The 15,569-nt window shown below is 55.9% G+C and carries 10 protein-coding genes and 2 riboswitches; of the genes, 7 read left to right on the forward strand and 3 right to left on the reverse strand.

The window, feature by feature from the left end:
- Positions 1–43 precede the first annotated feature (43 nt).
- Together metA and EKM04_RS02565 are read right to left on the reverse strand one after the other, a co-directional pair.
- Positions 44–982, reverse strand: coding sequence for a homoserine O-acetyltransferase MetA (gene metA / locus EKM04_RS02560; RefSeq protein WP_183896340.1), 939 nt, complete (start codon positions 980–982; stop codon positions 44–46).
- A 75-nt stretch (positions 983–1,057) separates the two neighbouring features.
- Positions 1,058–1,134: riboswitch (SAM riboswitch) on the reverse strand.
- A 136-nt stretch (positions 1,135–1,270) separates the two neighbouring features.
- The gene (locus EKM04_RS02565) at positions 1,271–1,543 is read right to left on the reverse strand and encodes a hypothetical protein (RefSeq protein ID WP_183896338.1); all 273 of its coding nucleotides are present in this window, start codon (positions 1,541–1,543) and stop codon (positions 1,271–1,273) included.
- A 168-nt stretch (positions 1,544–1,711) separates the two neighbouring features.
- Here EKM04_RS02565 and EKM04_RS02570 point away from each other — a divergent pair, with 168 nt between their 5' ends.
- The 6 genes from EKM04_RS02570 (at position 1,712) to EKM04_RS02595 (ending at position 9,540) form a co-directional block, all read left to right on the forward strand.
- The gene (locus tag EKM04_RS02570; RefSeq protein ID WP_183896336.1) at positions 1,712–2,362 is read left to right on the forward strand and encodes a thiamine diphosphokinase; all 651 of its coding nucleotides are present in this window, start codon (positions 1,712–1,714) and stop codon (positions 2,360–2,362) included.
- A gap of 4 nt (positions 2,363–2,366) precedes the next feature.
- Positions 2,367–4,187, forward strand: coding sequence for an ABC-F family ATP-binding cassette domain-containing protein (locus EKM04_RS02575; protein ID WP_434060048.1), 1,821 nt, complete (start codon positions 2,367–2,369; stop codon positions 4,185–4,187).
- Between the two features lie 56 nt (positions 4,188–4,243).
- Positions 4,244–4,353: riboswitch (TPP riboswitch) on the forward strand.
- Positions 4,354–4,395: 42 nt separating this feature from the next.
- Complete coding sequence (gene thiB, locus EKM04_RS02580) at positions 4,396–5,409, forward strand: thiamine ABC transporter substrate binding subunit (protein ID WP_183896332.1); 1,014 nt, start codon at positions 4,396–4,398, stop codon at positions 5,407–5,409.
- 18 nt (positions 5,410–5,427) lie between these two features.
- A complete protein-coding gene (thiP, locus tag EKM04_RS02585) occupies positions 5,428–7,047 on the forward strand; it encodes a thiamine/thiamine pyrophosphate ABC transporter permease ThiP (RefSeq protein ID WP_183896330.1) in 1,620 nt (539 codons plus the stop codon).
- Positions 7,044–7,760, forward strand: a complete 717-nt coding sequence (locus EKM04_RS02590; RefSeq protein WP_174154280.1) for a thiamine ABC transporter ATP-binding protein — start codon at positions 7,044–7,046, stop codon at positions 7,758–7,760. The genes thiP and EKM04_RS02590 overlap by 4 nt, the downstream gene beginning before the upstream one ends.
- A 334-nt stretch (positions 7,761–8,094) precedes the next feature.
- Positions 8,095–9,540 (forward strand): M48 family metalloprotease, encoded by a 1,446-nt coding sequence (locus EKM04_RS02595; protein ID WP_183896578.1) that lies wholly within the window; start codon positions 8,095–8,097, stop codon positions 9,538–9,540.
- A gap of 98 nt (positions 9,541–9,638) precedes the next feature.
- Here EKM04_RS02595 and EKM04_RS02600 read toward each other — a convergent pair whose 3' ends face one another.
- Positions 9,639–10,208: a CarD family transcriptional regulator gene (locus tag EKM04_RS02600; protein ID WP_174154279.1), complete on the reverse strand. Its 570-nt coding sequence runs from the start codon at positions 10,206–10,208 to the stop codon at positions 9,639–9,641.
- Between the two features lie 542 nt (positions 10,209–10,750).
- Between EKM04_RS02600 and EKM04_RS02605 the strand changes: the two genes are divergently transcribed.
- Positions 10,751–15,514: an NAD-glutamate dehydrogenase gene (locus tag EKM04_RS02605; RefSeq protein ID WP_183896328.1), complete on the forward strand. Its 4,764-nt coding sequence runs from the start codon at positions 10,751–10,753 to the stop codon at positions 15,512–15,514.
- The last annotated feature ends 55 nt before the right edge of the window (positions 15,515–15,569 follow it).

The raw sequence follows: 15,569 nt of genomic DNA on the forward strand, positions 1-15,569 counted from the left end.
CGGACGTTGCTTTATTTTCCGGCCGCACGCAATTGCAGAATTTTCACTCTGCGCTCTGGTCCTGGCCTTTTCCGATTTCTTCCAGATCATACGGTGTCGTCTGGTAAATCTCGTTGATCCAGTTGCCCATGAACAGATGGGCGTGGCTGCGCCAGCGGTTGAGCGGCGTCAGACCAGGGTCGTTGTGCGGAAAATAATCATGCGGCACCTTGATCGGCACGCCAGCATCGACATCGCGAAAATATTCGTCGGCGAGCGACGTGGAATCGTACTCGACATGGTTGAACATATAGAGCCGCTTGCCTTTCTTCTCGTGCACGAGGCAAACGCCCATCTCCTCGGATTCCATCAGGATTTCAAGGTTGGGATGCTTTTCGATGTCGGCGCGGCGCACTTCTGTCCAGCGCGATACGGGCACCTGAAAATCATCCGAGAAGCCATTGAGGTAGATCGAGGCGGGGCTCAGATTGCGGTGGCGGTAGACGCCGAACGCCTTTTCCTTCAGCGCATGCTTCGGCACATCATGGAAATGGTAGATGGCGGCCATCGCACCCCAGCAGACATTTAGCGTCGAGTGGACATTCGTCTCCGTCCATTCGAAAATCTTGCGCATCTCATCCCAATAGGTCACGTCCTCATAGGTCAGTTTTTCCACGGGCGCGCCGGTGATGATGAAGCCGTCGAACTTGCGGTGACGCACCTCTTCCCAAGTCTCATAAAAGGATAGCAGGTGCTCTTCCGGCGTATTCTTGGCACGATGGCCGCCGATACGAACCAACGAGAGCTCGACCTGAAGCGGAGACGCGCCGACCAGTCGCGCCATCTGGATCTCGGTCTTGATCTTGTTCGGCATGAGATTGAGAAGCCCGATCTGGAGCGGGCGAATATCCTGCCGGATGGCCGCCGTTTCTGTCAGTACCCGCACACCCTCATGTATCAGGGTTTCGAACGCAGGCAGCGTATCGGGGATTTTTATCGGCATGTCGAACTCACTTCCGTGGAGGCGCGGGCCATGAACACAAAAACCGGCAACGAAATCGCAGCCGGTCCTCGGAAATGAGATGTTTCCTCGACCATTTAGCGACTTCTTTAAAGTGGCTGCAAGCCGGTCGGCAAATCACCACATAGGAGCGGTACATACGCCTGGAATTGCTCTGAATCAACGAAAATCGACACTGCTCAATTGCCCTGCAGTCAAGCCGAAACGCCGTAAGTAAAGCGGCGAGCATTTCAGGAAACCCGCCGCTTTACCGTTTCTCAATCTGAGACGTTAGAAGAAACGAACATTGCCTCCTGGTAAGCCGTTGGCAAAAAGGACGTTATTCTGGGGGAAATTCGGGCTCGAAGCCTGATATGTCGCTGTGTAATTGGTATTATCGGCGAACGTGCCGGAACTGTTGGCGAATATCGCATCTCCGTAACCAATCGTGCTGACGTTCAGTTGGTTCGAATTGCCAACGGCTCCGTTTGCGATGGCCGCGATAACCGTAGCGCCGTTGTAGAGAGTGAGAATTCTGCCAGTATTGTTTGTCACGGTGAACATGAAAACCTCCTTTGGTTGCATTTATGTCATACCATGCTTGCTGAAGTGTACTGACCTGAAGTTGTTAACCTCAGCGTAAATCGAAACTCGTTTTAAACGGCGGCATGATGGATGGTCGCATCATGGTTATGGCTTTTGCTTTTTGCCATAGATAGGCTATGGCAGAGCATGACATCTGCTCCTTTCACCATTTTGCTCGGCGGCAACATCACTGTTACGGATCGCTTGCAAAAGGCGGTGGCGGATACGCGCGTGATTGCCGCAGATAGCGGCATGCGTCACGCGCAACCGTTGGGGCTTATCCCTGAGCTTTGGGTTGGCGACTTCGATTCGTCCGACACGGCGCTGCAAGAGGGTTGGGCGGATGTCGAGAAACAACCATTTCCGGCTACAAAGGGCGTTACAGACGGCGAGATTGCGGTTTCCGAAGCCCTGTCCCGGGGTGCGCAGCGATTGACACTGGTTGGAGCATTGGCGGGTGAGCGGTCGGACCATGCGCTGTTTCATCTGCTTTATGCGGTTTCGCTGGCAGAGCGCGGATTCGAGGTGGTGCTGACATCAGGCGAAGAAGAAGCCTATCCGCTGATGGAAGGCACTCTGGACCTCGATCTTCCCTCCGGGTCCCTGTTTTCGGTTGCTGGTTTTACCGCGCTGAAAGGCCTTGATATCGAAAATGCACGCTATCCCCTAGAAAACTTCGCGCTTGCTTTCGGCTCGTCGCGCACTATTTCCAACGTGGCGGAAGGCCCCTTGCGCCTTCGCCTCAAAAGCGGCAAAGCCATCGTGCTTGCCCGTCCTTATGACAAGACCGGAGCCTGACACCTTGGCACCCCCCATTTTGAAACTCGACGATATCACGCTGAAATTCGGCGCTACCCCGCTGCTTGACGGTGCCAACCTTCAAGTCGAGCCCGGCGATCGCATCTGCCTCGTCGGCCGCAACGGTTCGGGCAAATCCACGCTGATGAAAATCGCTGCCGGTCTGGTCGAGGCGCAATCGGGTGAGATTTTCAAGCACCCTTCCGCCACCATTCGTTATCTGGATCAGGCACCGGATTTTGCCGGTTACGAGACGGTGCAGGCCTATGCCGAGGGGGGGCTGGGACCGGGTGATGATGCCTATCGCGTCACCTATCTGTTGGAACATCTGGGCCTGACGGGACAGGAACATCCGTCCAGCCTTTCCGGCGGGGAAGCGCGCCGCGCAGCACTCGTGCGCGTCATGGCGCCTGAGCCCGATATCCTGATGCTGGACGAGCCGACCAACCATCTCGACCTGCCGACCATCGAATGGCTGGAAAGCGAATTGCAGCAGACGCGCAGCGCGCTGGTGCTGATTTCGCATGACCGTCGTTTTCTCGAAAAAGTCTCCACCGCCACCGTCTGGCTGGACCGAGGACAGGCACGTCGTCTCAGCCGCGGTTTTGCGCATTTCGAGGAATGGCGCGACAAGGTGCTGGAAGAAGAAGAGCTGGAACAGCACAAGCTCGGCAAGGCCATCGAGCGCGAAGAACACTGGATGCGCTATGGCGTGACGGCGCGTCGCAAGCGCAACATGCGCCGCGTCGGCGAGCTTCAGGCCATGCGCGCCGACTACCGCGGCCATAAGGGGCCACAGGGTTCCGTGCAGGCAACGGCGGCAGAGGGGCGCGAGTCGGGCAAGCTGGTGATCGAGGCTCATGCCATCACCAAATCCTATGGCGAGCGGGACATCGTCACGCCGTTTTCGCTGCGCGTCCATCGCGGTGATTGCATCGGTTTTGTCGGACCCAACGGTGCTGGTAAGACCACGCTGTTGAAAATGCTGACGGGCCAGCTGAAGCCTGACACGGGTAAAGTCAAACTCGGCACCAACCTGGAAATCGCCACGCTGGACCAGAAGCGTGAGGATCTGGACCCGAACGACACGCTGGCGCAATATCTGACAGATGGCCGTGGTGAAAACCTTCTCGTCAATGGCGAGCTGAAGCATGTCACCGGCTATATGAAGGATTTTCTGTTTGCGCCTGAACAGGCCCGTACGCCGATCCGCAATCTCTCCGGTGGGGAGCGCGCCCGTCTCATGCTGGCGCGCATTCTGGCCAAGCCCACCAACCTTCTGATCCTTGACGAACCGACCAACGATCTGGATATCGAAACGCTCGATCTACTGCAGGAAATCGTTGCTGGGTTCTCTGGCACCGTTATCCTCGTCAGCCACGACCGCGACTTTCTCGACCGCACTGTCACTTCGACGATCGCGCCTGCCAACCCGGATGCGCCGGATGGCCGCTGGATCGAATATGCCGGTGGTTATTCGGATATGATGGCGCAGCGCAAGGGCGCGTCCGACGAGAAGAAGAAAGCCGAGAAACAGGATAAGGCAAAATCCTCATCCAACGCAGCGTCCGACCCGGCCAAGGCGAAGGGTAAGCTCTCCTTCAAGCAGAAATTCGCGCTCGAAAATCTGCCTAAGGAGATGGAGAAGACCCAGCTGGAAATCGCTGAGTGCGAGCAACGCATGGCCGACCCCAATCTGTTCGTCAAGGACCCGACTGTCTTCAACACACTTGCGACTGAAATGTCGAAACTTCGCGAAAAGCTCGAGGCCATGGAAGAAGAGTGGCTCGAGCTGGAAATGCTGCGTGAGGAGTTGGGAAACTAAGGCCGTTGGCGTTGACGCCATCTTGCTAATTCACCGATCTCCGACTACACATCTGCCTAGATCTAACGGGGTGCTTTGTTCTTTCAGGGACAAGGCTGAGAGGCGTTGCCAACCCGAAGAACCTGATCCGGTTAAGACCGGCGGAGGGATTAGACGGCTTCCATCCAGACGCCTGTTCCCCGTAGCCGATGTCGAGGAGGTGCTGTTGATGTATCGTCGTTTATTCCTTCATTCGCTCCTTGCCGCGTCTTTCGTGTTGCCAGCTATTGCTGTCGCACAGGATACGAAAACGCTGACGATTTACACCTATGAGAGTTTCGTTTCCGAATGGGGACCGGGTCCCAAGGTCAAGGCTGCCTTCGAGGAGACCTGCAATTGCACTGTCAACTTCGTCGGCGTTGCAGATGGTGTGGCGCTTCTCAACAGGCTGAAGCTTGAGGGTGCAAGCTCCAAGGCGGATGTGGTCGTCGGGCTTGATACGAACCTGATCGCCGAGGCCAAGCAGACGCGGCTTTTGGAGGTGTCGGGTATCGATACATCGGCTGCTAAGGTGCCTGGTGGTTTTACCGATGATATCTTCGTGCCCTATGATTACGGCCATTTCGCTGTCATCTACGATACGAAGACACTGAAAAATCCACCGAAAAGCATGAAGGATCTGGTCGAGGGCGACCCTTCGCAAAAGATCGTCATTCAGGATCCGCGCACGTCTACGCCGGGCCTCGGTCTGCTGCTCTGGGTGAAATCGGTCTATGGCGATAAAGCACCAGACGCGTGGGCCAAGCTCAAGAACCGGGTTTTGACCGTTACCCCTGGCTGGTCGGAATCCTACGGCCTATTCACCAAGGGCGAAGTGCCGATGGTGCTGTCCTACACGACGTCGCCTGCCTATCATATGGTCTCGGAAAAGACGGATCGTTATCAGGCAGCCAGTTTTGAAGAGGGGCATTATATCCAGATCGAAGTCGCGGGTATCTTGAAGAACGCGCCGGAACAGGCGCTGGCAAAGCAGTTTATGGCCTTCATGCTGACCACGGGATTTCAGGATGCCATTCCTGAAAATAACTGGATGATGCCGGTCGCTGCCACATCCGCGCCCTTGCCGGAGGCTTTCTCCAAGCTGGTTCAGCCGTCAAAGACGTTTGTGATGTCTTCCGAAGAGGTGGCGAAGAACCGCAAGGCCTGGATCGATGAATGGCTCACTGCCATGAGCGTGAAGTAAGGCGGATCGCCGAGCATCATGAGCGAGCACCGCGACAGTCTGAGATTTATCGTCAGTGGAATGGTGGCATTTGCCGCCATTCTGCTGTTCATCTTTCTTGCTGTTACGGCTTTATTGTCCTTCGACACGAGCGCCACGACCACTGACTTGTTCGATACCTATACGCTGCGCATTTTGCGCTTCACGCTCTGGCAGGCGACACTTTCGACGGCTCTATCCATTGCGCTTGGTTTGCCGGTTGCGCTTGCGCTTGCCCGGCAGAGGGCATTTCCCGGCCGGATCTGGATTATTCGCCTGATGGCGGTGCCGATGGGCCTTCCTGTGATCGTAGGTGCGTTGGGGCTTATCGCGATCTGGGGCAGGCAAGGCATTTTCAATACGGTTCTCCTGTCGGCGGGTACTGAGCAACCGTTCAGCATCTACGGCTTGTCGGGGATTCTCATTGCCCACGTGTTTTTCAATCTGCCGCTGTCGGTGCGGTTCTTTCTGGCTGGGCTGGAGCGGATACCATCGGAATATTGGCGCATGAGCGCAAGCCTGGGTCTTGGGCCTGTCTCGACGTTTCGTTTCATCGAATGGCCCGCCGTTTCAAAACTGCTTCCCGGCGTCGCGGGACTGATCTTCATGCTGTGCGCCACGAGTTTTACACTCGTTCTTCTTCTTGGCGGCGGCCCGGCTGCAACGACGATCGAGGTGGCGATCTATCAGGCATTGCGTTTCGACTTCGATCCGCCGCGCGCTATAGCACTGTCGCTGATACAGATCGGCATGACGGGTGTTCTGCTGGCGTTGTTGTCTTTGTTGCCTTCGTCAGATGCGGAAGCAGACAGTCACGGTCGGGATATCCGTCGTCTGGATGGAGAAAGGCTCACAGCGCGCCTTTGGGACGCGGGGACGATCACCTTGGCGATGCTGCTGATCGGATTGCCTTTGGTAGCCGTTGTTGCAGCGGGCATTTCTGCCGATCTCTGGCGCCTTTTGTCGGCAAACAGCTTTCGGCGTGCAGCGATGACAAGCCTGTTGATCGCGGTTGCCTCTGCCTCGCTTGCCATTCTTGTTTCCATCGCACTCATTCGCGCACGCCGGGCCATTGCTGCCAACCGACATGCTGGGTACGGAATGAAAGCACTTTTCATAGCCATGGGTAGCGGTTCATCCTTCGTGTTGCTGGTGCCGCCGGTGGTTCTGGGAAGTGGTTGGTTTCTGCTGCTGCGGCCCTTTGGCGATGTGGCCATGTTTGCGCCTGGGCTTATCGCAATCATCAACATGCTGATGGCGCTCCCCTTCGTCGTGCGCGTTCTGGAGCCGGCTTTCATAACCCACAGGTCACTCACGGGGCGTTTGTCCGCCAGTCTCGGCCTTTCCGGGTTTTCCCGGTTTCGCATCGTCGATTGGCCGGTTTTATGGCGACCTGCGGCCATGGCATTTTCCTTCGCCATGGCCCTTTCGATTGGTGATCTGGGTGCCGTGGCGCTGTTCGGGTCCGAAAGCTTCGTGACTTTGCCTTGGCTCGTCTATAGCAATATGGGCAGCTACAGGACCCATGACGCTGCGGGTTATGCCTTCATTCTCGGTACTATTTGCCTCGCGCTCGCCGTTGGCGGCGTCTCGCGACAACCATCGAAAGCCACGGCATGAGCGCACAGGGGCGGGGTGCAAACCTCGACAAGGTAACATTGACGCTCGGTCGGCAGGACTTTGTGCTGGATTGTGGCTTTGAACGCGGCAAGGTCACCGCCGTCGTCGGTCCATCCGGTTCTGGGAAGTCTACGCTTCTCAACCTCATTGCAGGCTTTGAAGCGCCAGATGAGGGCCGCGTGCTGATTGATGGTCACGACATGCGCGGGCTTGATCCCTCGAAGCGACCCGTCTCTGTGATCTTTCAGGACAATAACCTCTTTGCGCATCTGGATGTTTTCACGAATGTCGGCTTGGGCATTAGTCCATCCTTGAGGCTGTCGGGCACTGATAAAGCCAATATCGAGGAGGCATTGAACCGCGTCGGTCTCAATGGTTTTAAACAACGGATGCCATCTACGATGTCGGGAGGAGAGCGGCAGAGGGCGGCGCTGGCGAGAGCGCTGGTGCGCCAGCGCCCCGTCATGTTGCTCGACGAACCCTTCGCCGCGCTCGACCCGGGCTTACGCGCTGGGATGGTGACATTGCTGAAGCAGCTTCATGCCGAGTTGCACAATACCATTCTCTTTGTGACTCATCACCCTGACGATATTCGCCGTCTCGCCGATGAGGTCGTCTTTCTCTCGAACGGTCGCGTTTTGTATAAAGGGGCAGCCGACGATTTCTTCGCTTCGACCCATTTGAAAGAGATTGAAACATTTCTGTCGGGTTAACGGGGCTTGACTGCGTCACAATTTCGACGCGGGTCGCTGTCAAGTCTGCGAATTGACATGGACGGTACGTTATTTTTGCACTTGCGAATTTTATGTAACTGATTGAAAAAACGATGCGAACAATTTCGTTATTGACTAAGTTCGTGTGAGGGATCGTTTTCACAGCTTGAGCATTCAAGCGTCCGTGTCGGTAAGATGGTAAACTGGTCTGCAGTTAACGGATGATCAGGAACGTTAGGAGCAGACAAGCGTAATGGCGACGTGTGTGAAGTCTTTGAAGGGCCACACCTCCGGTCAGAATCCATGGCAGCGGGGCACGACGGTAAGACGCGGTTTGGCGCTTGTTACCGCTGGCCTCCTCTTGTCTTCCTGCCAGTCGCTTTTTAGCTCCTCCTACCAGTCAACGCTCAAGCCGTCGGATAATCCGCAGACCGTCGAACAGGTGCAAAAGGACGATCCACGTGCGCAGATGGGTGCACGTGAGCATCCACGCATCGTGGCAAGCTATGGCGGTGAATACCGTGATGACAAGACAGAACGCTTGGTCGCACGCATCACTGGCGCATTGACGGCTGTTTCTGAAAATCCACAGCAGTCCTATCGCATCACGATTCTCAATTCTCCGGCAATCAACGCTTTTGCTCTGCCAGGGGGGTATCTTTACGTAACCCGTGGGCTTTTGGCGCTCGCGAATGATGCGTCTGAAGTGGCGGCAGTTCTGTCGCACGAAATGGGCCATGTCACTGCCAACCACGGTATCGAGCGCCAGCGCCGGGAAGAAGCGGAAGTCATTGCAAGCCGCGTGGTCGCTGAAGTGCTATCCAGCGATCTGGCCGGAAAACAGGCCTTGGCGCGCGGTAAGCTGCGCCTTGCGGCTTTCTCGCGTCAGCAGGAGTTACAGGCGGATGTGATCGGCGTGCGCATGCTGGGCGAGGCGGGTTACGACCCATTTGCGTCGCCGCGCTTCCTGGATTCGATGGCCGCCTATGCGCGCTTTACGTCTGCGGATCCCGATAGCGATCAAAGCCTCGACTTCCTGTCGAGCCATCCGAACACGCCGCAGCGCATCGAGCTTGCGCGTCGCCATGCCCGCGCCTTCGGGCAGGAGGGGCAGGTCGGCGACAAGGGGCGCGACTGGTTCCTAAACGGAATTGACGGTTTGCTTTACGGTGACAGCCCACAAGAGGGTTACGTCCGTGGCAATACTTTTCTACACGGTAGCCTTGGCATTCGTTTCGATGTGCCAGAGGGCTTCCAGATCGACAATAAGGTCGAGGCCGTTCTGGCCACGGGCCCCGGTGAAATGGCAATCCGTTTCGACGGCGTGGCAGATCCTAAGCAAACGACCCTCCCCAATTATCTCACAAGTGGTTGGGTCGCCGGGTTGCTTCCTGAGACGGTCAAAGAGATTGAAATCAATGGACTTCCGGCGGCAACGGCGCGGGCCAGTGCTGACAAATGGGATTTTGATGTCACTGTTATCCGTGTCGGACAGCAAATCTTTCGCTTTTTGACCGCAGTACCCAAGGGCAGTGCACAACTGGATAGCGTCGCCACGATTTTACGGACCAGCTTCCGCAAGATGACGCCGACGGAAATCGCGGCTTTGAAGCCGCTACGTGTCAGGGTCGTGACGACAAAGCCCGGGGATACGGTTGCTACTCTCGCCGCCCGGATGCTGGGGACGGACCGGAAGCTGGAACTTTTCCGCGTTCTCAACGCCATGAGTGCTACGGCTGTCATTCAGCCTGGCGAACGGGTCAAGATCATAGCCGAATAAAAAAACCCGACCTTTGAATTGAAACCCATGGGACTGACTGTCAGTGTCCAGAGATACAATTCAAAGGTCGGGTTCTTAAAAAAACAGTTGAAACAGCCTTACGCTGCTTCCTCCTGCGCGTCTTCTTCGTCAGCAGTCTTGCCGCGCTTTGGTCCCTTGTTAAGATTGACCTCTACAAGGCGGACCGCTTCGGTTTCGGACATCTTGTTCACGGCAGCAATTTCACGCGCCATGCGATCCAGGGCTGCTTCGTAGAGCTGGCGTTCGGAATAGGACTGTTCCGGCTGATTTTCGGCACGATAGAGATCACGTACAACTTCAGCGATGGCGATCAGATCGCCGGAATTGATCTTTGCATCGTATTCCTGCGCACGACGCGACCACATCGTCCGCTTGACGCGGGCTCTGCCCTGAACGACCTTCAACGCACGCTCGACAAAGTCCTCTTCGGATAGCTTGCGCATGCCAATTGTGACAGCTTTTGCTACTGGAACTTTCAGACGCATCTTGTCTTTTTCGAAATCAATGACGAACAGCTCGAGCTTCATGCCCGCAACTTCCTGCTCTTCAATAGACGAAATGGCACCGACACCATGAGCGGGATAAACGATTTGCTCGCCGATCTTGAAACCGTGACGCGCTGGAGATTTTTTCTGCTGGATAGTCATTCGTTCTAAAAACTCCCTGTTACATGCACCCGGGGGTCCGGGGTCGGGTCGGTAAGGCCCGGATGAGACGGGGGAAACCGTCAAGTGACTTCGTACTGGTACAGACGTGCGCTCAAAAATAAATCACCTTGCAACCGGCAGGTTGACAACACAAACGAACGATATGTCACGGAAACCGCGTGCAAGTGATGAGTTGCTTTCGTGGTGTTTTTGGGCACGCAAATGCCACGCTGTGGATCAGTTTCTAAGGTGTACCACAAAAATACGAGGAAATCAATAATTTGCTTCCACCGTGACTATCGAGTCACAATAGGGCCTCGTTAAGCTTAACACGAATTGACCATTTGTGTTTTTTGATTCGCCAGCGAGACCTGTCAGTCGCGGTTTCAACCGAATAAAATCCTGATGAAGTGCTTAAAGCATTGATTACCACTTAAACTCTTCATAATTCCGCGCCAATATCCGATTCGAGTTTGATGGAAATGACAATTTTTTTCGATTTTCTTTCATAAACCCTCACCCTTTGAGAGGAAAAAGGCAAAATGGGCTACCGGAATAATCCAAAACGCGACAAAACGCTCGAAAAAACCAAGAAATTGGCTGAGGTGTCGGGTAAGCCTTTTCTGGATCCGGAGGCGATCTTCGGCCGCGCAAGCACCGATGATATCCAATATTACACCCCAGACATGCTGGCTGCTGCGGCCCTTCATACGTGGAATGAACTGTCGCGCTGGAAAAAAGACACACCTTATATTGGTATCTCTCAAGTAAATGGTGTTACGCCGCGCGATATTTCTGTGACTGTTCTGACCATTATCGGTCGCAACATGCCATTCCTCTACGATTCCGTGATGGGTGAAGTTACCAACAGCTATCGCAGCCTCTATCTGGCCGTTCATCCCATTCTCGTTGCAGATGAGAAGGCTGACGGCGGATTCCGGCTCGCGGATTCCGACATCGATGATCCCCAAGACAATATCAGTCTCATCCAGCTTCACATTGCGCCCGTAACGTCGCAGGCAGGCGAAGCTCTGGAAGAGCGCATCCGCTTCGTTTTGTCGCAGGTTCAGTCGGCCTACAGCGATTGGGAGCCGATGGTCGCCAAATTGGACGAGGCGCTGAAAGAGTTGAAAGAGCGCGCACCCAGCCGTCGCAAGTCTGGACGCGACGAAGCGGTGGCGTTTCTGGAGTGGCTGCGCAACGACAACTTCACCTTTCTCGGCATGCGCGATTACAGCTATTCCGGTCAGGGCAAGAATGCGAAGGTGGAGCGAGGCGAAGGCAGTGGTCTGGGCACGTTGACCGATCCGAATGTCAGGGTCCTGCGTCTGGGCAAGGATGCTGTGACGACTACGCCTGAAATTCTGGCCTTCCTCGACGGTCCGGACTTTCTGATCGTTACCAAGGCCAACGTCAAATCTCTCGTCCACCGCCGTGCCTATATGGACTATATCGGCATCAAACGCTTCGATGAGGATGGCAACGTTGTCGGCGAGCTGCGCATCGTCGGCCTGTTTACCGCTACAGCCTATACACGTTCAGTCAGGCAGATCCCGCTTTTGCGCGCCAAGGTTTCCGAGGTTGAGGATCATTTCGGCTTCGATCGGAACAGCCACTCCGGGCGCATCTTGCACAACACGCTGGAATCCTATCCGCGTGATGATCTCTTCCAGATCGATGCCGATCTTCTTATTCGGTTTATCGAACAGATCATGGAATTAAGCGATCGTCCGCGCGTTCGTGTGCTGCCGCGCATCGACCGTTTCGATCGTTTTGTGTCCGTCATCATTTTCGTGCCGCGCGAGGAGTATAATTCCTATGTCCGAGAGCGGATGGGCGCTTATCTGTCACAGGTCTATGATGGCCATATCTCGGCCTATTACCCGGCCTTTCCAGAAGGTGCCGTAGCGCGTGTCCACTTCATCGTCGGCCGCACGAACGGCAAGACGCCACGCGTAGCGCAGGATAAACTCGAAGATGCGGTCAGCGATATTGCAGCCCGCTGGATCGATCATTTTGTTGCGCTGTCTCCATCCGGCGCCCCCATTCTGGATGTCGATCAAGCCTATCAGGAAGCATTCACACCGGAAGAGGCGATTATCGACCTGCCTGATATCGCTGCGACTGCCGGGGGCGAGCCTGTTCGTATCGAGTTCTACCGCCGTGACGATCAGGCCGAAGGGGTTCTCTCGCTCAAGATTTTCCATCGCGACGGGCATCTGCCGCTGTCTCGGCGCGTGCCTTTGCTTGAAAACCTGGGTTTCAGCGTCATCAGCGAACGCACCTTCGATGTTGGTGTCATATCCGGCGAGGAAAACCGCACCATTGTTCTCCATGACATGGAGTTGAGGGTGCAGCCGGGCGTCAAGCTGGATCTCGCCATCTACGGGCCGCGGCTAGAGGAGGCATTTCTGGCGGCATTCGACGGCACCGTCGATAATGACAACTTCAATCGTCTGATCGTCGCGGCGGGACTCGGCGTTCGTGAAGTATCGGTTCTGCGTGCCTATGCGCGCTATCTCCGCCAGACGGGCATCGTCTACTCGCAGGAGCACATTTCCGAAACACTGTTCAAATATCCTGCCATTTCATCGAAGATATTCGAGCTGTTTTCCTATGGCTTCGATCCTAAGATCGGTGAAAAACCGCGTCTGCGCAAACTGTCCGATCTGCATAAATCCATCGAGACAGCGCTATCGGGTGTTCCCAACCTCGACGAGGACCGTACTCTTCGCCGCTATGTGAATGCTGTGGATTCGACATTGCGCACCAATTACTTCCAGCGCAACGAGGATGGATCACCAAAGGCCATGCTGGCCTTCAAGTTCGATCCCAAGCTTCTGGATGGTTTGCCCGATCCGAGACCGTTCCGCGAAATCTTCGTGTATGGAACGGAAGTAGAAGGTGTCCACTTGCGGTTCGGCAAGGTCGCCCGTGGCGGATTGCGCTGGTCGGATCGCGGGCAGGATTATCGCACGGAGGTCCTCGGCCTGGTCAAGGCGCAGCAGGTCAAGAATGCCGTGATCGTGCCTGTTGGTGCAAAGGGCGGGTTCTATCCGAAAACGCTGCCGGTTAGCGGCAATCGCGATGACATCTTCAACGCGGGCAAGGAAGCATACAAAACGTATATCCGCACTCTGCTGTCCATCACAGACAACATAGTTGGCGATGATATTGTCGCGCCCACTGACACGTTGCGGCTGGATGGTGACGACCCCTATTTTGTCGTGGCGGCAGACAAGGGTACGGCTACCTTCTCCGACACCGCGAATGGATTGGCGCGTGAAGCCGGGTTCTGGCTGGACGATGCTTTTGCCTCGGGTGGTTCTGCGGGATACGACCATAAGAAGATGGGCATCACGGCGCGTGGCGCGTGGGAAACCGTCAAGCGGCATTTCCGCGAGATGAATACCGATATCCAGACGACACCCTTCAAGGTCGTCGGCGTGGGTGATATGTCCGGCGACGTGTTCGGCAATGGTATGTTGTTATCGGAAAAGATCGAGCTGATTGCGGCTTTCGATCACCGGGATATCGTGATCGATCCGACCCCGGATACGGACAAGTCGTTTGCGGAGCGCAAGCGCCTGTTCGACTTGCCACGGTCCAGCTGGCAGGACTACGATCGATCCGCCCTGTCCAAGGGTGCGATGATCATTTCCCGTTCGGAAAAATCGGTCACGCTGACACCTGAGGCTGTCGCTGCCATTGGCATCGACAAAACGGTGGCGACGCCGTTTGAGGTCATGACGGCAATCTTGAAGGCCCCGGCCGATCTTTTGTGGTTCGGCGGTATCGGCACGTATGTGAAGGCCGCTGTCGAAACAAATGCCGAAGTGGGGGATCGCGCCAATGATCCGATCCGCATCAACGCGACCGAAGTGCGGGCCAAGGTTATCGGAGAAGGTGCCAATCTCGGCATCACGCAAAAGGCCCGTATCGCTTATGCGTTATCAGGCGGACGATGCAATTCCGATGCCATAGACAATTCCGCCGGGGTTAATTCCTCAGACGTCGAAGTCAATATCAAGATCGCCTTGGCGTCGCCGGTCAATGATGGTCGCCTCACTTTGCCAAAGCGCAATCAGTTGCTTGCCTCCATGACCACGGACGTGGGGCATCTGGTCTTGCGCAACAATTATCTCCAGTCGTTGGCCATCTCGCTGACGGAGCGTCGGGGCACGGAGAACCGTGAGGAACTCGCACGCCTGATGGGCGCTATGGAAGCGGCGGGTCAATTGAACCGGAAGGTGGAAACTCTGCCGAACGACGCGGAATTCGGCGAGCGCTACGCGGCTGGAAAGCCCTTGACCCGACCGGAAATCGGCGTCCTTCTCTCCTATGCGAAGCTGACGCTGTTCGACACGCTGGTCGCCAGCACATTGCCGGACGAACCCTATCTCCAGCATCTCCTGACGGATTACTTTCCGAGCAAGATGCAAAAGACCTATGCGGCAAATATCACTGGCCACCGCCTCCACCGCGAAATCGTTGCGACATCTGTTGCCAATCAGGTCGTCAATCGCGGTGGTCCCGGTTTCGTGCAGAAGATGGTCGATGCCAGTGGTCTTATGGCCCCTGCCGTCGTCAAGGCAGCGATGATCGTTGAAGATGGCTTTGGCCTGAAGCGCTTGTGGAGTGAAATCGACAAGCTCGACGGTCTCATTTCCGGCACTGTGCAAAATGGGCTCTACGCCGATGTGGCGCGCATATACACCGATGCGACACGGCTTTATCTCCAGACGGCACCAACGGCTACCGAACCGATGGCCGATGAAATCGAGCGTTTGAAGACGGCCATCAAGACGCTCTATGCCGGTGCCGCCAGATACAAGGAAGAGATCGGCTTCAGCGAGATTGAAGGGGTAAACCCCGCGTTGATCCAGGAACTGGAAACCCTTTCGTTGCTCGTCTATGTGCCTGAGATCATGCTGATTGCCGCACAGGCCGATACATCGCTTGCCCGGGCTGCTGAAAGCTATGCAGCGGTGTCTGCCACCTTCCGCGTGGCAAGGCTATTGGATGCAGGCCAGCGTGTGACGCCAGCGGACCACTATGAGAGCCTTGCGCTGCTGCGCAGCCAGGATCAGATCGCCTCATCGCGTCGCCGGATCGTTATTTCGGCGTTGACGGAACATGCCAAGGAGAAGAACCCGGTGCAGGCCTGGTATGCGGCCGACCGCGTGCGGGTCAACCGTATCGTGTCGGAACTGGGAGCCTTGAGCGACAGTGGTGAGACCAACCTTGCGCGTCTGACGGTTGCCGCCGGATTGCTTTCAGATATAGTCCAGGCACGTAACGTCTGATATCAGACGCCCACCTGCCCGGCATCACAGCCGGGCAGGTCATCGATCTATACCA

Origin of the sequence: Rhizobium skierniewicense Ch11, assembly GCF_023757665.1 — a bacterium.
Taxonomy (GTDB): Bacteria; Pseudomonadota; Alphaproteobacteria; order Rhizobiales; family Rhizobiaceae; genus Agrobacterium; species Agrobacterium skierniewicense.

Bases quoted from the DNA above. Each gene is read 5' to 3' on its own strand.
- EKM04_RS02590 (WP_174154280.1), top strand. From the start codon at position 7,044: ATGAGCGCACAGGGGCGGGGTGCAAACCTCGACAAGGTAACATTGACG.
- EKM04_RS02565 (WP_183896338.1), bottom strand. From the start codon at position 1,543: ATGTTCACCGTGACAAACAATACTGGCAGAATTCTCACTCTCTACAAC.
- EKM04_RS02605 (WP_183896328.1), top strand. From the start codon at position 10,751: ATGGGCTACCGGAATAATCCAAAACGCGACAAAACGCTCGAAAAAACC.
- thiB (WP_183896332.1), top strand. From the start codon at position 4,396: ATGTATCGTCGTTTATTCCTTCATTCGCTCCTTGCCGCGTCTTTCGTG.
- metA (WP_183896340.1), bottom strand. From the start codon at position 982: ATGCCGATAAAAATCCCCGATACGCTGCCTGCGTTCGAAACCCTGATA.
- thiP (WP_183896330.1), top strand. From the start codon at position 5,428: ATGAGCGAGCACCGCGACAGTCTGAGATTTATCGTCAGTGGAATGGTG.
- EKM04_RS02600 (WP_174154279.1), bottom strand. From the start codon at position 10,208: ATGACTATCCAGCAGAAAAAATCTCCAGCGCGTCACGGTTTCAAGATC.
- EKM04_RS02570 (WP_183896336.1), top strand. From the start codon at position 1,712: ATGACATCTGCTCCTTTCACCATTTTGCTCGGCGGCAACATCACTGTT.